This window comes from Dechloromonas denitrificans (assembly GCF_001551835.1).
Taxonomy (GTDB): Bacteria; Pseudomonadota; Gammaproteobacteria; order Burkholderiales; family Rhodocyclaceae; genus Azonexus; species Azonexus denitrificans.
On record NZ_LODL01000035.1, the window covers coordinates 135,589 to 155,785 of the forward strand.

The 20,197-nt window shown below is 61.6% G+C and carries 19 protein-coding genes; 8 read left to right on the forward strand and 11 right to left on the reverse strand.

The features are described 5' to 3' along the window. The 3 genes from AT959_RS15410 to AT959_RS15420 form a co-directional block, all read right to left on the reverse strand. On the reverse strand, nt 1-869 hold an 869-nt coding region (locus AT959_RS15410), incomplete at its 3' end, for a glycosyltransferase family protein (protein WP_205629942.1). 65 nt (nt 870-934) lie between these two features. Next, a complete protein-coding gene (locus AT959_RS15415) occupies nt 935-2,278 on the reverse strand; it encodes a DUF1302 family protein (RefSeq protein WP_088178989.1) in 1,344 nt (447 codons plus the stop codon). Between the two features lie 31 nt (nt 2,279-2,309). Further along, nucleotides 2,310-3,065 carry an ABC transporter ATP-binding protein gene (locus AT959_RS15420; protein ID WP_066884838.1) on the reverse strand — a complete coding sequence of 252 codons (756 nt, stop codon included), beginning with the start codon at nt 3,063-3,065 and terminating at the stop codon, nt 2,310-2,312. A gap of 51 nt (nt 3,066-3,116) precedes the next feature. Here AT959_RS15420 and AT959_RS15425 point away from each other — a divergent pair, with 51 nt between their 5' ends. Then, complete coding sequence (locus tag AT959_RS15425) at nt 3,117-3,911, forward strand: outer membrane lipoprotein-sorting protein (RefSeq protein WP_066884841.1); 795 nt, start codon at nt 3,117-3,119, stop codon at nt 3,909-3,911. Between the two features lie 14 nt (nt 3,912-3,925). Here AT959_RS15425 and AT959_RS15430 read toward each other — a convergent pair whose 3' ends face one another. Next, a complete protein-coding gene (locus AT959_RS15430; protein ID WP_066884843.1) occupies nt 3,926-4,297 on the reverse strand; it encodes an Mth938-like domain-containing protein in 372 nt (123 codons plus the stop codon). Nucleotides 4,298-4,421: 124 nt separating this feature from the next. On the opposite strand from AT959_RS15430, the gene AT959_RS15435 reads away from it, so the two are divergent. Further along, on the forward strand, nt 4,422-5,666 hold the full coding sequence (locus AT959_RS15435; RefSeq protein ID WP_088178990.1) for a pyridoxal phosphate-dependent aminotransferase: 1,245 nt from the start codon (nt 4,422-4,424) through the stop codon (nt 5,664-5,666). Nucleotides 5,667-5,675: 9 nt separating this feature from the next. Then, a complete protein-coding gene (locus AT959_RS15440) occupies nt 5,676-6,986 on the forward strand; it encodes a homoserine dehydrogenase (protein WP_066884848.1) in 1,311 nt (436 codons plus the stop codon). Between the two features lie 108 nt (nt 6,987-7,094). Here the strand turns inward: AT959_RS15440 and AT959_RS15445 are convergent, their stop codons facing one another. Further along, nucleotides 7,095-8,537 (reverse strand): aminotransferase-like domain-containing protein, encoded by a 1,443-nt coding sequence (locus AT959_RS15445; RefSeq protein ID WP_066884851.1) that lies wholly within the window; start codon nt 8,535-8,537, stop codon nt 7,095-7,097. 186 nt (nt 8,538-8,723) lie between these two features. Between AT959_RS15445 and AT959_RS15450 the strand changes: the two genes are divergently transcribed. From AT959_RS15450 to thrC, 4 genes are all read left to right on the forward strand, one after another. Further along, nucleotides 8,724-9,044: a hypothetical protein gene (locus tag AT959_RS15450; protein WP_066884854.1), complete on the forward strand. Its 321-nt coding sequence runs from the start codon at nt 8,724-8,726 to the stop codon at nt 9,042-9,044. 120 nt (nt 9,045-9,164) lie between these two features. After that, nucleotides 9,165-9,431: a DUF2249 domain-containing protein gene (locus AT959_RS15455; RefSeq protein WP_066884857.1), complete on the forward strand. Its 267-nt coding sequence runs from the start codon at nt 9,165-9,167 to the stop codon at nt 9,429-9,431. Further along, entirely contained in the window at nt 9,432-10,556 is a 1,125-nt protein-coding gene (locus tag AT959_RS15460; protein ID WP_066884860.1) for a hypothetical protein, read from the forward strand. It begins immediately after the preceding gene. A 32-nt stretch (nt 10,557-10,588) separates the two neighbouring features. After that, nucleotides 10,589-12,016, forward strand: a complete 1,428-nt coding sequence (gene thrC / locus AT959_RS15465) for a threonine synthase (RefSeq protein ID WP_066884863.1) — start codon at nt 10,589-10,591, stop codon at nt 12,014-12,016. 48 nt (nt 12,017-12,064) lie between these two features. On the opposite strand, the gene AT959_RS15470 is transcribed toward thrC, so the two are convergent. Continuing rightward, nucleotides 12,065-13,003, reverse strand: coding sequence for a GAF domain-containing protein (locus tag AT959_RS15470; protein ID WP_066884867.1), 939 nt, complete (start codon nt 13,001-13,003; stop codon nt 12,065-12,067). 87 nt (nt 13,004-13,090) lie between these two features. On the opposite strand from AT959_RS15470, the gene AT959_RS15475 reads away from it, so the two are divergent. Further along, the gene (locus AT959_RS15475) at nt 13,091-13,750 is read left to right on the forward strand and encodes an SAM-dependent methyltransferase (RefSeq protein ID WP_066884870.1); all 660 of its coding nucleotides are present in this window, start codon (nt 13,091-13,093) and stop codon (nt 13,748-13,750) included. Here the strand turns inward: AT959_RS15475 and AT959_RS21405 are convergent. From AT959_RS21405 to AT959_RS15495, 5 genes are all read right to left on the reverse strand, one after another. Further along, nucleotides 13,747-13,884, reverse strand: a complete 138-nt coding sequence (locus AT959_RS21405; protein ID WP_169795480.1) for a hypothetical protein — start codon at nt 13,882-13,884, stop codon at nt 13,747-13,749. The genes AT959_RS15475 and AT959_RS21405 overlap by 4 nt on opposite strands. Before the next feature lie 69 nt (nt 13,885-13,953). Beyond that, nucleotides 13,954-14,817, reverse strand: coding sequence for a carboxylating nicotinate-nucleotide diphosphorylase (gene nadC, locus AT959_RS15480; protein ID WP_066884873.1), 864 nt, complete (start codon nt 14,815-14,817; stop codon nt 13,954-13,956). Between the two features lie 103 nt (nt 14,818-14,920). Next, entirely contained in the window at nt 14,921-16,399 is a 1,479-nt protein-coding gene (locus AT959_RS15485; protein ID WP_066884876.1) for a bifunctional ADP-dependent NAD(P)H-hydrate dehydratase/NAD(P)H-hydrate epimerase, read from the reverse strand. Beyond that, the gene (locus AT959_RS15490) at nt 16,396-19,173 is read right to left on the reverse strand and encodes an ATP-binding protein (RefSeq protein ID WP_157651342.1); all 2,778 of its coding nucleotides are present in this window, start codon (nt 19,171-19,173) and stop codon (nt 16,396-16,398) included. Before AT959_RS15490 ends, AT959_RS15485 begins: the two co-directional genes overlap by 4 nt. A gap of 106 nt (nt 19,174-19,279) precedes the next feature. Beyond that, a complete protein-coding gene (locus AT959_RS15495) occupies nt 19,280-20,188 on the reverse strand; it encodes a histone deacetylase family protein (RefSeq protein WP_066884883.1) in 909 nt (302 codons plus the stop codon). Between the last annotated feature and the right edge of the window lie 9 nt (nt 20,189-20,197).

The following is a 20,197-nucleotide window of genomic DNA, read 5'->3' on the forward strand; positions in this document are numbered from 1 at the left end:
TAATCGAAAACTTGTGTGGTGGGGCGGGTTGATTTCAGCGTTAGTGGTTTTCCGGCTGTCGCGATGACGACCCTGATCCCGTTGTTTTCAAGTATAGGAACAATGCCCTCGATAATTTTTGGATTGCCTGAACTGCCCATGGAGACATAGACCAACGGTCCATCGTCAGTAAGGAACTTCAAGTCACCATTGAAGTCTGGTGACCAGGCGATCGGGCCTATGAAGTCAGCTTTTCCGTGCAAGCGTGTATCCGGGAAGAGGGCGGGAAAGTTGGCAAACAGTCGCAGGTCAGCGTCGGTATAGCAGCGCCTCAGATCGTATCCCAAGCTTGGTAGGCCAAATTTTGCCCGGAGGCGCTCGAGAGGTCGGGCATGAAGGCGAAATGCAAGGGGGGCGATATGGCGAAACAGGACCTCGGTTAGTGCGATTGGTGCATAGCGAGTGAAGCCCAGGACGGGCAGGGGTGGATCAAGCGCCCGTTCCGGGCTCCAGTAGGCATCGCAGATGGCGATATAGGGAATTGAACGAAGACGTGCGCTGACCGACAGGGAAAGGCGAAAGTCGCCAACGATGATGTCTGGTTTTTCGCTGTCGATCAGTGCCACGTCCGCTTCTACGTAGCGGCATAAGGTTGGGAAGTCATAGAGCGGTGAGCCGCGGTCGAGTCTACGCGCAAAAACATCGCTCTCCTGGCATTCAAGATCAAGAACGCGGAATGGCAGACCGCTGGTGAATTTTGAGAAGCTTTTGGGGCTGCAGAGAACTATCTCAAATTGTCTTGGGTTCAGGCCCTTGGCCAGCATGAGCGGTCTGGCGACATGGGCGAGCGTTGCGCCTTCGCCAAAGAAGAGGACCTTGTGCTTTTTCATTGCCATCCTCCCTGTTCGAGTTGCAGGACAGGCTGAATTACTCCGACGAACAGCCTGGCCGGCAACTAAAAGCTGTAACGGATCTCTGAGTAGACGCGGTCCTGTTGGTCATATCGGCCAAACACTCCATTCGGCGGGCCTTTGAAAACATCGGCACCAACCAGCAAACGCCAGTTGCGCTCAAAGTTCCAGGTTACGCGGGGGCGGAAAAGCCAGTCTGGGCGGTTCGCGCTGGAAATGAAAATCGCTTGAGCTTCCCAGTTATTGAGCACTTTGGTGTTGAGCAGGAAACTGTAGCCGTTCTCTCGCTTGTCTGGGGCGATATCGGTGTCGTAATTAAAAAATTGGCGCTGGAAAATCTGCACGTTGAACCTGGTTTCAGCCGGGAGCGTGAAATCCAGCCCCGCCGCCCAGTCTATGGTGTTTTGAGCAACAACACCGTCGGTATCAAGTGCATTCAATACGTTGAAACTTCGGCCCTTGGTATAGACCGCTTCTGTCTTGAGGACCACATCGCCAAAGTCTTTGGCGAGTGTCCCGCCAAACTGACTGATGCGATCATGGCGCGCCTGGAACGTAATCGTCGGAGTCGGGGCGAGCGCTATTTCACGATAGATCGTTGCCGAGATATCCGTGCTGCGGTAGTAGAAAGCCGATGCATCCCAGCCGTTCTTGAGTGTGGACAGCCGAAGACCGTAGTTCATGTTGTCGGCGTTGCGTTCAGGGCGCAGCTCTTGCTGATAGTTTGCGGTAAAGCCGGTGGGCACCGGGTAGTATGGGTAAAACTCGGCACCGGGTTTGCCAATGTTGTCGTAGCTGGCTACCGGAATCCACAATAGTTCGGCGTGGAAGTCGTCGACGAAGTATTCGGCGCGGGCGGCCCATTGCGGGATTCGCAGTTGATCGAAGTCGGGAAGCAGGAATTCGCGCATGTCGCGGGCTGAAACAACGTCGGCGAAGAATAGCCCGACCATTTCCCCCCAGACCACATGTTGGCGGCCAAAGCGGAAGTCCCAGTTGCCGGCACTGTAGTCGAGATAGTTTTCGCGCAATTGGGCATTGAAGCGTTGATCGCGTTCTACTTCGGGATTGTAGAAGTCATTAATGCCATAAACGGCATCGTAGTCGAAGCGGGCTCCGAGCTTCCATTTCAGGCTGTCGCTCAACTTTCCCTGGCTGCTCAAGTCGGCGCGCGTGCGCATTTTTGACCAATGCTCCGGACTCGCTGTGGTTCGGGCCAGTTCAAACTGAAGAAAGCCCCTGACACCATTCCCGGTATTTGCTTTTTCGGCTGGTTTGTCCAGATCGTCGCCAAAGAGTGCGTTGCGGCCAAGAAGGTCATCATCGTCAGCTTGGGCTCCGAGTGAAATGCATAGTGCGGCAATCAGTGTCAGGCGGTGCATGGTCATTGTTTGTGTCTCGGGTTTCTCGGCTGCTGGATTATTCAGCGTCGTCCTCATCATCACCTTCAGGGAGGGGGCGAACGCGAGCCAGATTCCATGTCTTGTCGTTGCGGACCCCAAAGGCGGTGATGTACCCGTCTTCCATTTGGACAAGACGGTCGGCGTGGTCGATAACCTTCTGATCGTGGGTTGAGAAGATGAACGTGGTTTTCAGGTAGCGATTGATCTGTTTCATCAGGCGGAGGATTTCTCGGCCTGTGACCTTGTCCAGATTGGCGGTGGGCTCATCGGCCAGAACAATGCTGGGCTTGATGGCGAGTGCACGGGCAATGGCTACGCGTTGCCGCTGGCCGCCGCTGAGTTGATTCGGGCGATTGTTGGCGAATTTAGACAGGCCGACAATATCAAGGAAGTAATTGACCCGCTTTTTTCGTTCTGTCGCAGAAATTTCCGGGCAGCGCAGTAGTGGGTACTCAACGTTCTCGGCGGCCGAAAGTACGGGCAGAAGATTGAAGGTCTGAAATATGAAACCGATGGAGCGGGCACGCAGATCGGCCAACTCATTGGCAGATTTCAGGGAGATATCTTGGTCATTGACGTATATTTTCCCGCTGCTCGGCTTGTCGATGCAGCCGATTAGGTTGAGCAGGGTGGTCTTGCCACTGCCGGACGGGCCGGAGATGGCGAGGAAGACCCCGGGTTCGATCGCCAGTGTAATATCATGAAGCGCCTGGACCGTCTGTTCGCCCAGGCGATAGTCCTTGAAGACATGCTCGATTCGTACGACGCTCATGCCGGGTTGATGCTGTCAAAGTTAACGCCAAACCAATACGGGAGAATACTCATGTCGCGTAATGGCGCCGAGGGGCTGAAGTTGAGGGTCTGTGTTCTGCTTGCGGGCATGTTTTTGTCGCTCCAGACTTTCACAGCGGTGGCGGAAGAACCTGGTTCAGCCCCGGTTGATGACTCATATGCCCGGAGTATAGTGGAAAAGGCTGACAAGGTCCGCTTTCCGGCCGAGGGCTTCCAAGTCGATATCGTAATTAATACCAGCCAGCAGGATAAGCAGGCTGAAATGCGCAAATATCGCGTTCTTTCCAAAGGTAATGAAAATTCCGTTGTCATGGTAACCGAGCCGGCCGCGGAGCGGGGGCAGATCATCTTGATGAAAGGGCGTGATCTTTGGGTTTTCATGCCCGAGGTTTCGCAGCCGGTACGCATTTCGCTGGCTCAGCGACTGACGGGGCAGGTGGCGAACGGTGACTTGGCGCGGGCCAATTTTTCCGGCGACTACAATCCGAAGGTCCTGCGCACTGAAACGATCAACGGCGAAACTTACCAGGTCCTGGAGTTGATTGCCGTCGATCGCAGCGTGACTTACCAGCGCGTTGTTTATTGGGTGAATCCCAAGAATGCCTGGCCGCTGAAGGCCGAGTTTTACTCGCTTTCCAACCGTCTATTGAAAAAGTGCAGCTACGAAAATTTTCAAACCCTGGCCGGACGCTTGCGTCCGACGCGCCTGGTGATGGAAGACGCGCTGCGTGGCGGCGAGAAGTCGGTGCTCGAGTACGGCGAAATGAAGTTGCGTGATTTGCCTGACAAGATCTTCACCAAGGACTATCTGAAAAAGCTGGATTGATCCCCGGCTGGCGTTCAGTCGAACAGCAAAGCGGCCGCGACCTTGCGGCCCTCGGCGGCAAGGATGTTGAAAGTCCGGCAGGCGGCCTGCAGATCCATGACTTCCAGGCCAATGCCGGCCGGGGCAAATGGCCGGAGCAGCGCGCCGACCGGGAAGCGCAGGCGTTCGCCGGTGCCGAGCAGGATGATCTCCGTACCGAGACCCAGCAGTTTTTGCATGTCGCTTTCGGTCAGCGTGCTGACTGTTGCGGTCGACCAGTCGAGAATGATCGATTCCGGCAGCAGGATCAGGTTTTTCTGATGTTTTTCATGGTTGACCGCAACATAGCCTTCGCCATAGGCAGTGAACATGTTGAGGCCGGTGGTGTTGGATTGATGGAGTTTCACGACGATATCTGCCTATTAAGTCCGCCAAAATTGCGGTGCACCATTCGTTAAAGTAGGATTATACCTTTTGGGGCTCGGTAGTCTGGCTGATGGCGGCTGGATACCTTCCCGACGGACAGCGTTCATGAAACAAGTCAAGAAATCCGCCAAGCTCGCCAACGTCTGCTACGACATCCGCGGCCCCGTGCTGCAGAAGGCCAAGCAGATGGAGGAAGAGGGCCACAAGATCATCAAGCTGAACATCGGCAACCTGGCCGCGTTCGGCTTCGATTCGCCCGAGGAAATTCAGCAGGACATTATCCGCAACCTGCCCAATGCGGCCGGTTATACGGATTCCAAGGGGATCTTCGCGGCGCGCAAGGCGATCATGCACTACACCCAGCAAAAGGGTATCAAGGGTGTGACGCTGGAGGATATCTACGTCGGCAACGGTGTTTCCGAGTTGATCGTGATGGCGATGAACGCCTTGCTCGACGCCGGTGACGAAGTGCTCGTTCCGGCTCCGGATTATCCCCTGTGGACTGCGGGCATCAGTCTTTCCGGCGGCACTCCGAAGCATTACCTGTGCGACGAGGAGAACGGCTGGTATCCGGACCTCAACGACATTCGCAGCAAGATCACGCCGAAAACCAAGGCTATCGTCATCATCAACCCGAACAACCCGACCGGTGCGTTGTATCCAGATGAGTTGCTGAAGGAAATCATCGAGATCGCCCGTCAGCATCACCTGATCATCTATGCCGACGAGGTGTATGACAAGGTGCTCTACGACGGTGTCGAGCATACGTCGATCGCCTCGCTGTCCGATGACGTGCTGACCATTACCTTCAACGGCCTGTCGAAGAATTACCGCTCCTGCGGTTATCGTGCCGGCTGGCTGGTGGTGTCGGGCGACAAGCGGCACGCCAAGGATTACATCGAAGGTCTCGATATGCTGGCCTCGATGCGCCTGTGCGCCAATGCACCGGGCCAGCACGGCATCCAGACCGCCTTGGGTGGCTATCAGAGCATCGACGACCTGATCAAGGAAGGCGGCCGCCTGCGCCGCCAGCGCGATATCGCGCATGAACTGATTACGGCCATTCCCGGGGTGACTTGTGTCAAGCCGAAGGCGGCGCTGTACATGTTCCCGAAGCTTGACCCGAAGGTTTATCCGATCAAGAACGACCAGGCTTTCATTACCGAATTGCTGCAGGAAGAGAAAGTGCTGCTGGTTCAGGGCTCCGGCTTCAACTGGCCGCATCCGGACCATTTCCGCCTGGTTTTTCTGCCGCACGAAGATGATCTGCGGGAAGCGATCGGCCGTCTTGCCCGCTTCCTGGAAAATTACCGCAAGCGTCATTCAACCCAAGTTAACCAACCCAAGTAAAGTCAGAGCATGAAACCCATCAATGTTGGCCTTATCGGCATCGGCACCGTCGGCGGTGGCACCTGGACCGTTCTCAAGCGCAATGCGGAAGAAATTACCCGTCGCGCCGGCCGTCCGATTCGAATTACGGCCGTCGCCGACAAGAATGTCGAGCTGGCCAAGCAGGTGACGGGTGGTGCTGCGCGCGTCACCGACGACGCATTCTCGCTGGTTACCGATCCGGAAATCGACATCATCGTCGAGCTGATCGGTGGCTATGGCGTGGCCAAGGAACTGGTCATGCAGGCCATTGCCAACGGCAAGCACGTTGTGACGGCCAACAAGGCCTTGCTCGCCGTGCATGGTACCGAGATCTTCAATGCCGCCCAGGAAAATGGTGTCATGGTCGCTTTCGAAGCCGCCGTCGCCGGCGGTATTCCGGTCATCAAGGCGCTGCGCGAAGGCCTGAGTGCCAACCGCATCGAATGGGCGGCCGGCATCATCAACGGCACAACCAACTTCATCCTGTCCGAAATGCGCGACAAGGGCCTGTCCTTCGACGAAGTGCTCAAGGAAGCGCAGCGTCTGGGTTATGCCGAAGCCGATCCGACCTTCGATATTGAAGGGGTCGATGCCGCCCACAAGGCGACGCTGATCGCTTCGATCGCTTTCGGCATTCCGGTGCAGTTCGACAAGGCCTATATCGAAGGCATCACCAAGCTCGAAGCCTCCGACATCAGGTACGCCGAACAACTCGGTTACCGGATCAAGTTGCTCGGCATCGCCAAGCGTCGCGAGAAGGGGATCGAACTGCGTGTGCACCCGACCCTGATCCCGGCCAAGCGCCTGATCGCCAATGTCGAAGGCGCGATGAATGCCGTCGTCGTCAAGGGCGATGCCGTCGGCACCACGCTGTACTACGGCAAGGGCGCCGGTGCCGAGCCGACTGCCTCGGCCGTGATCGCCGACCTGGTCGACGTCACCCGCCTGGCGACGGCCGATCCGGAACATCGCGTGCCACACCTGGCCTTCCAGCCGGATGCGATGTCCAACCTGCCGATCCTGCCGATGAGCGAAGTGGAGACCGGTTACTACCTGCGTCTGCGCGTCGAGGACAAGCCGGGCGTGCTGGCCGACGTTACCCGTATCCTGGCCGACCAGGGCATTTCCATTGATGCCATGCTGCAGCGCGAACCGGAAGAAGGCGAGGGCGAGACCGACATCATCATCCTGACCCACGTTTGCAAGGAAAGCTCTGCCGATGCGGCGATTGTTAAGATCGAAGGGCTGGCGGCACAAAAGGGCAAGGTCAAGCGCATTCGCTTGGAAGAACTGCAATAAGCCTTTTCTGGCTGCATTGATCGACGGGAGCCGCGGGCTCCCGTTTTTATTTCAGCCTTGCCGTTGCACGGGGCATTCCTGCGGTCGACGCTGAAAAAAAGGCAATTTTCAACGGCTGGGCAGCTTGTTGCAGATTTCGCCGAGGCGCTGCAGCGCGCTGTCAATTTCCGGGGTGTATGGGGCGCCGCAGTTCAGGCGGACGAAACCGTCATAACGGTTGGAGTTGGAGAACATCAGCCCGGGGGCAATGAAAATGCCTTCGGCCAGCGCCGCGTCGAACAGGGCTTTCGATGACAGGCCGGGCGCCAACTCGACCCACAGCGCGAGACCGCCGGCCGGTTCACTGAGCCGGGTACTGGTTGGAAAGTAACGGGCGATCGCTTCCGCCGTCCGGGCGCGCTGGGTTTTCAGGCAACTGCGCAGACGCCGCAAGTGGCGGTCGTAGGCGCTGGAGGCGATGAAATCGGCCGCCGCCAGCTGGGCCAGTTCCTCGTTGTTGCGACTCTGCACATACTTGAGCATTTCCACCCGCGATTGCCAGCGCCCGGCATTCATCCAGCCCAGGCGCAAGCCGGGGGCCAGGACCTTGTGCAGCGAGGCACAGTGAATGACATTGCCGTCCCGGTCCCAGGCTTTCAGTGCCTTGAGCGGCGTGTCGTCGTTGCTGAGGGCGCTGTAGGTGTCGTCTTCGATCAGCGGAATCTCGTTTGCTCGACACAACTCGACCAGGTTGGCTTTCTGGGCATCCGGCATGATGCTGCCGAGGGGATTCTGCAAGTGAGGAACGACGACCAGCGCCTTGATCTTCTCGGTGGTCTGGATGGCCAGTTGCAGCGCTTCGAGCGAAATGCCGCTGTGCGGACTGGTCGGGATTTCCAGGGCGCGCAGGCCGAGTGTTTCGAGTACCTGGAGCAGTCCGAAAAAGGTCGGAGATTCGACGGCGACGATGTCGCCGGGCTGCGTAATGGCCCGCAGCGCCAGGTTGAGGGCTTCGATGCAGCCCTGAGTGACCAGGATTTCCTCCGGTGCCAGCAGCATGCCGTTGGCCATTGCCCGTTTGGCCAGGGCGTTGCGGAAAGTGGCATTGCCGTTGTTCGACGGGGGACTGACCAGCAATTCCGGATGCTGGCGAAGAGCGCGGGTGGCAGCATTTTTCAGGGCCTCGGCCGGATAAAGGGCCGGGGCGCTGCGGGCGCTGGAAAAGTTGATCTTGACCTGGGCTTGCCTGCCACGGGCGATAAATTCCGAAACTCGGGCATTGATGCCGACGTACTGGGCGGGGTCCGGTGCCTGGCCAGCAATGGGTTCGGCCAGTGGGCGTACGGCCAGCCGACGCGGTCGACGGACGAAATTGCCGGAGCGCGGCCGCGCTTCCAGCCAGCCGTCGCTCTCCAGTTGCCGGCACAGCTGGACGGCGGTGGACAGGCTGACTTCATGCCGTCCCATCAAGGCCCGGACTGACGGGAAACGATCGCCCTGGGCGAGGGCGCCGGTTTCTATCGCGGCGCGGTAATGGGCGGCCAAGCGCCGATAAAGGGGGAGCTGATCCATGCCTGATCTTCCTCTGTCGCAGGTGTTTGCGACAGATATAGATGTCCGAAAATCGCACCATAACAGATGTGAATAAACAAAACTGTTGCGGTTCAGATGCCTGTTTTCTGTGGCTGTTTCGCAAGCTGTCGGCTGGCTACGATCTCGCCATGTCCCGAGTCCGGGAGGCAATCGAGGAGTAGGAGCATGGATGATCGGCGAACCCTGAAGCTGAGCTTGTGTCGTGGCGAAACGCGGCAATTTTTGCTCGACCCCGGCAGTACGGTACTGCTGCTCGTCGGTGAGGCGGAGCTGCATGGTCCGCCGGAGTGGCTGGCCGAAGCGATGGTCCGACCACGCTGGCGGCTTGGCGCCGAGCAGATCTGGCAGGCCGAACGCGGCGGCTGGATCGAACTGGCCGCCCTGAGTGCGCTGCAAGTGTTGGTCATTCCACCGGATGGTGTGGCCTGGTGGCGCCGGGTGGGGCGCTGTCTGGAGGCGGTGTTTGGCGTTTCGCAGCCGGGCTGAACGAGTGCATATACCCTCATCAAGACTATGCCTATTCCGATTCGGATCAAGGAAATGTCTCGCGATGGCCGGCAGAATCGTTGCCAATTGCCATTCCGGCAAGCCTTTCAAGGAGCTATCATGCAACATATCCATGCCTGCAACCACACCACGCCCGAAGCCCTCTATCCGTTCGATGCGCGCGGCATTGCCAAGCGTTTCCGTCACGCCGCCATCTTTGGTGCGCTGGATGCGCTGCAGCCTGGCGAAACCATGCGTTTTTGCAATGACCACGATCCTCTGCCGCTGCTCGCCCAGTTGCAGCAGCGCTACGGTGCCCACTTGAACATCGAGTACAAGCAGCGCGAGCCGGGTGCCATCGTGATCGATTTCGCCGTTGTTGCCTGATTGCTGTATACCGCGAGCCTGACCCTTCTCGCCCTGTTGCTCAGCGCCATCCTGACGTTGAACGGGTTGGGCTCGCCGCTGGCTGTCGCCCATCTGGCGTTTGCAGTCGGCATCGTGCCGCTGATCTTTGCGGCAATGAGTCATTTTGTCCCGGTGCTGACCCGCACCGGTGATCCGGGTCGCTGGCTGGCCCGCTTGCCCATGCTGGCCCAGGGCGCCGGTCTGTGCGCCGTCGCCGCCATGCAGGGCCTGATCCCGCATTTCTTTCTGCATCTCGCCGCTGCGGTCGACCTGATTCTGGCGGCCATTTTGCTCAACTGGATCGCTGGGCGGGCACGGGCGACGCTGGGTTCGCCGCATCCGGGCTGGCGCTGGTATGGCGCAGCGCTTGGCTGCCTGATGCTGGCCCTGGTCGCCATCCTGCTGATCGCGGTCTGGCCGCAATACTGGCCGGCGTTGCGGTTGTTTCACCTGCATCTGAATACGATCGGCCTGGTCGGCCTGGCCGCTCTTGGCACCTTGCCGGTGCTGCTGCCGACGGCGCTCGGCCGCCCCGACCCGGAAGCGGCCGGCTGGCTTCGCCGCCGGCTGTGGCTGGTCGCTGGCGGGGCGCTGGTCATTGCGACCGGCGCCGCCGTGCTCTGGCCGTTTGCTGCACCGGGCGCGGCGCTGGTGCTGGTTGCCGCACTCGGCCTGGTCGGTCAGTGGGTGCGCCGTTTCGGTATTCGCAGCATGCTGGCGGACGGGGTTTCGGCGTCGCTGCTGGCCGCCGTCGCCGGCCTGTTGCTGACGCTGGCCGCTGGCGTCGCGCATGGAGCGCGCTTGTTGCCGGGAAAACCCGGCTTGCTGGCCTGGGCCGTTGGCTTTCTGCTACCGCTGGTGAGCGGCGCGCTCAGCCAGTTGCTGCCGGTCTGGCGCTGGCCGGGGCCGACCATTCCGGCGCGCAAGCTGATGCGGGAAAAACTGGCGGCCACCGGTGTCTGGCGGGCCGGGCTGTTTTTCGCCTCGGCGGTCGCCTTGCTGGCCGGCTTGATGACCCTCGGTGACGCTTTGGCGGCACTTGGCATGCTGTTGTTCATCATCGGCTTGCTGCAAGCCGTGCGCGTCTCGCGGTCGACACTGTAAAATCCCCGTTTTTCGCTTTTCAGGGCTTCGCCATGCGCTATATCTCGACCCGCGGTCACGCCGCGCCCCAGGCTTTCTGCGACATCCTTCTCGGCGGCCTGGCGCCGGATGGCGGCCTCTATCTGCCGGAAAGCTACCCGCAGATCAGCCGCGCTGAACTAGATGCCTGGCGCAAGCTGTCGTATGCCGACCTCGCCTACGAGATTCTCTCCAAGTTCATTACCGATATTCCGCCGGCCGACCTCAAGGCGCTGGTCGCCAAGACCTACACCGCGGCGGTCTATTGCCATACCCGCAACGGCGGCGATGCCGCCCAGATCACGCCGCTGACCAAGCTGGAAGACGGCCTCTACACGCAGGAACTGTCCAACGGCCCGACGCTGGCCTTCAAGGACATGGCCATGCAGTTGCTCGGCAACCTGTTCGAGTACGTGCTCGACAAGCGCGGCGAGTCGATTAACATCCTCGGCGCCACTTCCGGCGACACCGGCTCGGCGGCCGAGTACGCCATGCGCGGCAAGCACAACGTCAAGGTCTTCATGCTCTCGCCGGACGGCAAGATGAGTGCCTTCCAGCGCGCCCAGATGTATTCGCTGCAGGACGCCAACATCTTCAACATCGCCGTCACCGGCATGTTCGACGACGCGCAGGACATCGTGAAGGCAGTCTCCAACGATGCCGCGTTCAAGGCCAAGTACAAGATCGGTGCCGTCAATTCGATCAACTGGGCCCGGGTTGCCGCGCAGATCGTCTATTACTTCCAGGGTTACTTCCTGGCCACCAAGAGCAATGATGAGCAGGTCGCCTTTGCCGTGCCATCGGGCAATTTCGGCAACATCTGCGCCGGCCACATCGCCCGCCAGATGGGGCTGCCGATTGCCCGCCTGGTACTCGCCACCAACGAAAACGATGTGCTCGACGAGTTCTTCCGCACTGGCGTCTATCGCCCGCGGACGACCGCCGAAACCAATGTCACCTCCAGCCCGTCGATGGATATTTCCAAGGCCTCCAACTTCGAGCGCTTCGTTTTCGACCTAGTCGGCCGCGACCCGGCCGTGGTCAGCGAATTGTGGGCCAAGGTCGACAAGGGGCAGGCTTTCGACCTGGGTGCTACGGTGCACTGGTCGAAAATGCCTGATTTCGGCTTTGTTTCCGGCAAGAGCACGCACATCGACCGCATCAACACCATCCGCTTCGCGCAGGGGCGCTACAACGTCATGCTCGACACCCATACGGCCGACGGCCTGAAGGTTGCGCTGGAGCACCGCCTGCCGAACGTGCCGATGATCGTTCTGGAAACCGCCCAGCCGGCCAAGTTCGAGGAAACCATTCGCGAAGCGCTGGGCCAGGAGCCGGTCCGTCCGGTCGACCTGATGGGCATCGAAAAACTGCCGCAGCGCGTCGATGTGATGGCGCCGGATGTCGAGGCCGTCAAACGCTACCTGGTCGAACGTCTCTGAGCAAAACTTCAGCAGAAAAAAGCAGCTTCGGCTGCTTTTTTTACGCCCTCAGAAATACCAGCAAACGGCTGCCTTGAAGCGGCCTTCCTGAATCACCGGTAGGACGACCATCGAACTCAGGCCGACGCCGGCTGCCGAGCGGGCGGCGGCACTCGCTTCGAGTGAGAGGCTGGCACGGACCGCCGGTACGCCTTTCTGCCAGGCTTCGCCGAGCGCTCCTTCCCAAGGCGCGATCAGGGAGCCGGCATGGCATTCGGACAGATGCGGCGCCTGATCACAGTGGCCGGCCCCGAAGCGCAGGTGGTCGCCGCTGTCGTTCGGGACCCAGATCTCGAAACGGCGGGCAATCGGCGTGCCCAGCGCCGAGAGAAAGGTCATGACGACGGCTCGTTTGCCGTCAAACGAGCAGGGGATGCCGACGCCCTTGCTGATGCCGATCTTGACCGTCGAGTCGCGGCGCAAGGTCCGTTTCGAACTGAGCAGATCTTCCATGATGCAGGGCATGGCCGTTTGCCAGACGGTGCCAGGCAGGCCGAAGCCGGGGCGGAACTTGGTGTGGCGGGCCGTCCATTCGAAGGTTTCGGCCGTTCCGTAATAGCCGTCGTCGAGCCCGATTTCGGTCGATTCGGCCGGCGTGTTGCTCCACACTTCGATGGCGCCGACGTTTTCCTCGTCATCGCCGCAGAAAAAGACGATCACTGCCTGCAGATAATCGCCGGCAAAGATCGGCAGCGCGATGCCGCTGGTCAGCCCGGCCTGGCGCGCGGCTTCGGTGCGCAGAAAATAGGAGTTATCGAAATTGTGCAGGATGATCGGTCGGCGGGCCGCCCAGGCCTTGCCCGGCAAGCCCTCATCGTAGGCGAAACGTATCGCCTGGCTGGCTCCCTTGAAGTCGCTGAGCGGGCCGTAGAGGCCGTCGAAAAACTCGAGATGCGTACGTTCCTTGTTTGGAACCCATATTTCGGTCACCCGGATCAAGGTCTTCATGGTTGTGTTGTCTTTCTGACAATGGTTTCGATTTGATGCTGTCAGGTACCATGCAAGCAACTTTCAAACCTGTCCGGGAGAATCGAAATGAGCACCAACGATCACGAGGCTTTCTGGTCGGCACGTTACCGCGATGCCGGCGACAATTACCTGTTCGGCACGGCGCCGAACAAGTTCCTGGCGCAGCAGGCTGCGCGTTTCTCGGCCGGCATGACGGTCCTCTCCGTTGCCGATGGCGAGGGGCGGAATGCCGTCTGGCTGGCCGAGCAGGGCTGTCAGGTGACTGCCACCGAAATCTCGCCGGTAGCGTTGGAGAAGGCGGCCAAGCTGGCGCGTGGACGACATGTCGCGACCATAGAAGCAACGGCTGGCCCTAGGGTCGACTTCGTGCAGGCTGATATTTTGAACTGGGATTGGCCGGTCGCCGAGTTCGATGCCGTGGTCGGCATCTTCATCCAGTTTGCTTCAGCCGATGAGCGGCCGCGGCAACTGGCGGGCATGAAGCAGGCGGTCAAGGCGGGTGGTTTGCTGCTGCTGCACGGTTATACGCCGAAACAGCTGGAATATCGTACCGGCGGGCCATCGGCCGTTGAACAGTTATATACCGAGGCGCTGCTGCGCGAGGCGTTTGCCGACTGGGAAATCCTGCGGTTCGCCGAGTACGAGGATACGCTTGAGGAAGGGGCCGCCCATTCCGGTCGATCCGCCTTGATCGACCTGGTGGCACGCAAGCCCGGGGCGGTTTAGAGGTAGATGACGGCCGGGAAAACGGCGACGGCCAGCACCAGAACCAGCCATTCGAGATTGTGACGGGCAAGAAAGCCAGTGAAGTGAAGCACCAGAATCGTAATGGCGATGATGTAGAACAGCGCGAATAACATTCGGAACTCCCTGGGGTCTATCGGTCTTGGATTTCTTGGCCCGATTATGACGATAAACAGGGAGAAATCCTAGCCGACGAAGCGCATCGAAAGGTCGAGTGCCTTGACGTCCTTGGTCAGCGCGCCGACCGAAATGCGGTCTACGCCGGTCTCGGCGATGGCGCGAATGGTTTCCAGGCTGACATTGCCGGAGGCTTCGAGGACGGCCCGGCCGCCGTTGATGCGGGCGGCTTCGCGCATCATGTCGAGGCTGAAGTTGTCGAGCAGGATCATCGTCGCGCCGGCGGCCAGCGCCGTTTGCAGCTCGTCGAGCGATTCGACTTCGATCTGGATGAACTTGCAGCGATCGGCTGCCTCGGCTGCCACCTGGCGGGCGGCGGCCATTGCCTGGTCGATACCGCCGGCGGCGTGGATATGGTTTTCCTTGATCAGGATGGCATCCCACAACGCCAGGCGGTGGTTGCCGCCACCGCCGCAACGGACGGCGAATTTCTGGGCGATGCGCAGGCCGGGCAGGGTCTTGCGGGTATCGACCACCTGCGCCTTGGTGCCGGCGATTTCGTCGGCATAAATACGGGCCTTGCTGGCGACGGCGGAGAGCAGTTGCAGGAAATTGAGCGCGCTGCGCTCGGCGGTGAGCAGGGCGCGGCCATTGCCGTCGATTTCGCAAAGCAGCTGGTTGGCGGCGATGCGTTCGCCATCGGCGGCATGCCAGACAACACGGGCGGCGGGGTCGAGGCGGCGGACGCATTCGTCGAACCAGGCCGTGCCGCAGAGCACGCCCGCCTCGCGGGAAATGACGGTGGCCCTGACCTGGCGGTCGCCGGGCACCAGGCTGGCGGTCAGATCGCCGGCGCCGACATCTTCGGTCAGGGCGGCGGAGACATTGCGGGAAATTTCGGCGGCGAGCGGGTAATCGAATTCGATGGGCATATCAGCGGCGAGTCGGCAGGCGAGGTCGTGAATTGTACCGTCTGGACGAAAGCATGTCCGCGCTTGTCGGGGCTTTCCGCTCAGCGCTGGCCGGCTGGGCTGTTCAGCGCTCGATCCAGCCGTTGAAAACCTGGCGGGCGGCGTCGATGATTTCGCCGGCGGTCAGGCCGATCGGCCCGATGCCATGGGCGACCAGGTGGTCGGCGGCCGCGCCGTGCAGATGCACGCCGGCCAGCAAGGCCTGCTCGGCCGGCCAGCCCTGGGCGAGCAGGGCGGCGATCAGGCCGGTCAGCACGTCGCCGGTGCCGGCCGTGGCCAGCCCGGGGTTGCCGGTGGAATTCAGCCACCAGCGGCCGTCGACCGCAGCAATCACGGTGCCGCAGCCTTTCAGCGCGATATGGCAGGCGTAACGGCGGGCCAGTTCACGGGCGGCCGTGATCCGGTCGGCCTGCACCTCGCGCGTCGCACAGCCGAGCAGGCGGGCCGCTTCGGTCGGGTGTGGAGTCAGGATCACCGGTGCGACGCGGTTGTAGAGATTGCCTTCCAGCCGCCCATCGGTGGCCAGAATGTTCAGCGCATCGGCATCGAGCACGATCGGCAAGGGGCATTTGAGTGCCTGCTCGAGCAGCCGCACCGCCTCGCCGGAGTTGCCGAGGCCGGGGCCGCAGGCGAGCGCCTGGAGATCGGTCTGCAGCAGCGTCTCGGCGCGACGGAACATCAGTTCCGGCTGGCCGGCATCGACCGCCGGGGCATCCGGGTCGAGCAGCCCGAGATAGACACGGCCGCTACCCAGCTTGAGGGCGGCCCGTCCGGCCAGCAGCGCGGCGCCGACCATCGACTTGCTGCCGCCGAGCACGCCGACGCTGCCGAAGCTGCCCTTGTGGCTGTTGCGGGGACGGGGTTTCAGCCAAGGCGCGAAGTCGCTGTGGCAGACCAGCTCGCCGTCGGCCGCTAATTCCTTGTCCGGGCTGAGTTCGAGGTCGGCGATGCGCAGTTCGCCGCAGTGGTCGGGGCCATCCGCGGTCAACAGCCCCGGCTTGGCGGCAATGAAGCTGAGGGTGTGGCTGGCTTCGATGGCGAGGCCGAGGCGCTGGCCGGTGTTGGCATTGAGGCCGGAGGGGCAATCGAGGGCGAGCAGCGGGCAGCGGTCGCGTCTGGCCAGTTGATTGGCGGTGGCGATCCATGCCGCGTAACGGTCTTCCGGCGCCCGGGTCAGGCCGATGCCGAACAGGCCGTCGATGATCAGCGACCAGTGGCTTTCGCTCGGAATCTCGTCGTGGCAGGCGCCGCCTGCCGCGACAAAGCGCTGGTAGGCGGCGCGGGCATCTGCCGGCAAGCGGGCTGGATCGCCGGCAAAGACCAGGCGGACGTCGAAAAAACTCTCCCGCAACAGGCGGGCGGCTTCGAAAGCGTCGCCCCCGTTATTGCCGGGGCCGGTCAGGACGAGGATAGGCCGGCTGCGCTGGTCGACCAGTTCGGCCGCCCACTCGGCAGCGGCGGCGCCGGCGCGCTGCATCAGCGGCGCGTCGCGATGCCGGGCTTCGATCTGGCGCAGGCTGGGGCTGAGGTAGAGGGCGGTCATGATCGGTCGGTTGAGAGGAAGGGACGATCTTTGCTGATGACATGCTGGCGGATCAGCGCGACCAGTTTGGCCGGATCGATTGGCTTGGCAATGTGATCGACCATGCCGGCGGCGATACAGGCTGCCCGATCCTGAGCGAGGGCGTGGGCAGTCTGGCCGATGATGGGCAGGCCGGGGGCGATCTCGGCAATCTGGCGGGCGGCATCAAGGCCGTTGAGGATAGGCATCTGGATATCCATCAGGACCATGGCGAAGCCGTTCGGCGCCTGGCGCACGCAATCGACGGCTTGTTGACCATCACCGACGATGACAACGCTGGCCCCGTCTTCCGTCAGGTTGTCCCGCATGATCTCCTGATTGATTTCATTGTCCTCGGCGACCAGTATCTTCAGGCCGTTCAGCGGCTTCAGGCGCGGGAAGAGGTGCTCGGCATTGCGGGCTGGCGACGGCGACTGGCTGGCGGGCCGATAGGGCAGGCGGACTTCGAAAACGCTGCCCTGGCCGGGCATGCTGTCGACGTGGATGCTGCCGCCCATTAGCTTGACGATGCGCTCGGTGATGGCGAGGCCGAGGCCGGTGCCGCCGAATTTCCGGGTCGTCGAATTGTCGCCCTGCTCGAAGGAATTGAAGATGATGCCGATCTGGCTTTCGGTAATGCCGATGCCGGTATCCGAGACGCGAAGCAGCAACTCGTCGCCATCCAGCCCGACGTCGAGCACGACCTTGCCGCTTTCGGTGAACTTGACGGCGTTGGAGAGCAGGTTGAGCAGAATCTGGCGCAGGCGCAGCGGGTCGCTCTGGCAGGCCGGCGGCAGGTCGTGGCGCTGCAGTTCGAGGGAGATGCCCTTGCTGGTGGCCCGCTCGCGCATCAGGTCCAGCGTTTCATCGAGGATGGGCTGAAGTTCGACCATGGTGGATTCGATCTTCAGCATGCCGGCTTCCATCTTCGAGAAATCGAGAATGTCGTTGATGATGCCGAGCAACAGCTTGCCGGAGCTGGTGATCTTGGCAAAGGCTTCGTGTGCCTTGCTGTCGGCCCGCGTGGCGCGCAGCCCGAGGTGGGCCATGCCGAGCACGCCGTTGAGCGGCGTGCGGATTTCGTGGCTCATGTTGGCCAGGAACTCGCTCTTCGCCCGCGACAAGCGTTCGGCATCGGCCCGGGCGATTTCCAGCGCGGCGGTACGCTGGCTGACCAGTTGTTCGAGGTGGTCGCGATAGCGGGCGATTTCGGCATCCTTCAGCTTGTGCTCGGTCAGCGCCTGGCGCAGTTCGGCTTCCATTGCCTTGGTTTCGCTGATGTCGGCGATGAAGCCGTACCAGATGATGCTGTCGTCGGTACTGCGTTCCGGCACCGCATTGACCAGCAACCATTTGATCTGGCCGCTCGGGTGAATGATCCGGTACTCGATTCGCCACGGGCCCATCGCCAGGGACGAGGAATGCAGCGAGTCGAAGAAGCGCTGGGCATCGTCAGGGTGCACCATCTTCCGGATCGCCGCGGCGCTGCGCTGCATTTCCTCGGGAGTGACGCCGTAGATATCGCTGATCGCATCGCTGGTGAAAGGAAAGCAGCCGTTGCCATCCGGGTTCAGCCGATACTGGAAAACCACCCCGGGCACATAGGAAACGATACGGCGCAGCCGGGTGTTGGCGGCATGTTCCGCCGCGCGTGCTTCTTCGGCGACGATGGCTTCCTGCAGACCGTTGAAGGCGGCGGTCAACTGGCCGATTTCGTCCATTTGCCGGATCGGCAGCGGCTGGCGTGGAATCTGGCCATCGCGCATCTGGCTGAGCAGTTCGGAAACTTCGCCGAGCGGCTGCAACTGGCGGCGTACCCACCACCAGCCGGCGATCGAGGCGAGTATTGTCAGCAACAGCGAAAGCTGCAGCAGATGGCGCTGCATGGTGCGAATCGGGGCGAAGGCTTCTTCGGCCGGCAGCACGGACTGCATCAGCCAGCCGGTCGCGGCGATCCGTTTGCTCGACGAGAGCTCGACGACGCCGCGCGAACTGCGCGCTACGCCGGAGCCTTCGTAACCGTCGATATAGCGGTCATAGACGGCATTGACGCCGGCGGCCGGGCCGCTCTTCATGACCCGGCGCTTGTCGGAGGAGGCGACATAGACCCGGCTGCGCGGGGCGGTGACCAGGAAGTCGCCGGTATTGCCATACTTGGCGGCGCTGATTTCGTCGAAAAAATTGGGCTCGGCCAGATTGGTGACGCCGATCACCGCCCCGATCGTCTTGCCGTCCTTGTCGTGTACCGGCACATGCATGCCAAAAACCGGCTGCTGGCTGTGCGGGCTGAGCAGCGGATCGGTGATCAGGCGCTTGCCCACGCGCAAGACCTCGCCGACCCCCGGGTAATTGCCGAAATTCACCCCGTTGCGCTTGAGCGTGCTAGGGGTGCTGGCGATGGCAAGGCCCTGGCTGTCGACGATCAGGATGCCCCAGTTGAACAGGCTGGCCGGAACGTCGCGTTGTTCCAGGTAGGTCTGGGCGGCGCCATCTTCTTGCATCATTTCCGGCGTCAGCTTGGCGGCGATCGATTCGGCGATGCTCATCCGCTCGCGGATAGAGCGGTCGACTTCGCTGGCAATCAGCGAGATGGTCGAGAACTGCTGCGCCGAAATCGCCGCTTCCATGTCGCGGCGCAAACTGTGACTGAGGGTGAAAACGGTAGTCCACAGCACGCTGAGGCCGACCACCAGCACGCCAACGGTGACCCGGGTGCGTAATGAACGCCAATTGAAGATGCGAAGTGAGGTCTTCACCGAATTTTCCAAGCTTGCCTGTATTCAGCGATTTGCCCGTGGCGCAAGCATTCCACGGATTGCGGCATTGTCGCCCCGGCGGCCCGCCAGAGCAACCGCCGGAGCGTCATTCGGACTGCTGCAGCAGGGCGCGGGCCGAGCGGATGGTGGTGGCGTGAATGGTCACGGTGTCGTCGATCTGGTGGGCATAGCCGCCGGCCATGGCGATCGCCACCGGCAGTTGGCGCTGCCGGCAATGTCCGAAGAGGCGGCGGTCGCGTTCGGCCAGGCCGGCAAAGCTCAGGCCGAGGCGGCCGAGACGGTCGTCGTGATAGGGGTCGGCGCCGGCCAGATAGATGACGAGGTCGGGCCGGGCCAGATCGAAGGCGGTATGCAGGCCTTCCTCGAGGCGCAGCAGATAGGCGGCGTCGCTACAGCCGTCGGGTAGTTCGATGTCCAGATCGCTCGCTTCCTTGTCGAAGGGGTAGTTGCGGGCACCGTGGATGGAGAAGGTGAAGATGCTGTCGTCGCCGTGCAGGATGCTGGCCGTGCCGTTGCCCTGATGGACGTCGCAATCGACGACCAAGATCCGCTCGGCCCGGCCTTCCGCCTGCATGGCGCGGGCGGCGACGGCGGCGTCGTTGAAGACGCAGAAGCCTTCGCCGCGGTCGCGAAAGGCGTGATGGGTACCGCCGGCCAGATTGGCGGCGACGCCTTCGGCCAGCGCGGCGCGGCAGGCGGCAATGGTCGCCCCGGCCGAGCGGCGGGAGCGTTCGACCATGCCGGGACTCCACGGAAAGCCGATGGCTTTTTGGGCCTTTTCGGACAGTCGACCGCCGGACACGGCCTGGATGTAGTCGGGGTCGTGGGCGCGGGCCAGTTCAAGGTCGCTGGCGGCGTCCGGCAGGTAGAAATCGTCGGGCGAAAACTCGCCGCTGGCCAGCAAGGCCTCGCGCAGCCGGGAATATTTCTCCATCGGAAAACGATGCCCGGCCGGCAGGGGCAGCACGAAGACATCGGTGTAGAACAGCCGCACGGGCGATGT

What these genes read in the sequence shown, in the direction of transcription:
- nadC (WP_066884873.1), bottom strand. Translation starts at nt 14,817, where the DNA reads ATGCCCATCGAATTCGATTACCCGCTCGCCGCCGAAATTTCCCGCAAT.
- thrC (WP_066884863.1), top strand. Translation starts at nt 10,589, where the DNA reads ATGCGCTATATCTCGACCCGCGGTCACGCCGCGCCCCAGGCTTTCTGC.
- AT959_RS15455 (WP_066884857.1), top strand. Translation starts at nt 9,165, where the DNA reads ATGCAACATATCCATGCCTGCAACCACACCACGCCCGAAGCCCTCTAT.
- AT959_RS15470 (WP_066884867.1), bottom strand. Translation starts at nt 13,003, where the DNA reads ATGAAGACCTTGATCCGGGTGACCGAAATATGGGTTCCAAACAAGGAA.
- AT959_RS15415 (WP_088178989.1), bottom strand. Translation starts at nt 2,278, where the DNA reads ATGACCATGCACCGCCTGACACTGATTGCCGCACTATGCATTTCACTC.
- AT959_RS15450 (WP_066884854.1), top strand. Translation starts at nt 8,724, where the DNA reads ATGGATGATCGGCGAACCCTGAAGCTGAGCTTGTGTCGTGGCGAAACG.
- AT959_RS15475 (WP_066884870.1), top strand. Translation starts at nt 13,091, where the DNA reads ATGAGCACCAACGATCACGAGGCTTTCTGGTCGGCACGTTACCGCGAT.
- AT959_RS15440 (WP_066884848.1), top strand. Translation starts at nt 5,676, where the DNA reads ATGAAACCCATCAATGTTGGCCTTATCGGCATCGGCACCGTCGGCGGT.
- AT959_RS15435 (WP_088178990.1), top strand. Translation starts at nt 4,422, where the DNA reads ATGAAACAAGTCAAGAAATCCGCCAAGCTCGCCAACGTCTGCTACGAC.
- AT959_RS15445 (WP_066884851.1), bottom strand. Translation starts at nt 8,537, where the DNA reads ATGGATCAGCTCCCCCTTTATCGGCGCTTGGCCGCCCATTACCGCGCC.
- AT959_RS15420 (WP_066884838.1), bottom strand. Translation starts at nt 3,065, where the DNA reads ATGAGCGTCGTACGAATCGAGCATGTCTTCAAGGACTATCGCCTGGGC.
- AT959_RS15425 (WP_066884841.1), top strand. Translation starts at nt 3,117, where the DNA reads ATGTCGCGTAATGGCGCCGAGGGGCTGAAGTTGAGGGTCTGTGTTCTG.
- AT959_RS15485 (WP_066884876.1), bottom strand. Translation starts at nt 16,399, where the DNA reads ATGACCGCCCTCTACCTCAGCCCCAGCCTGCGCCAGATCGAAGCCCGG.
- AT959_RS21405 (WP_169795480.1), bottom strand. Translation starts at nt 13,884, where the DNA reads ATGTTATTCGCGCTGTTCTACATCATCGCCATTACGATTCTGGTGCTT.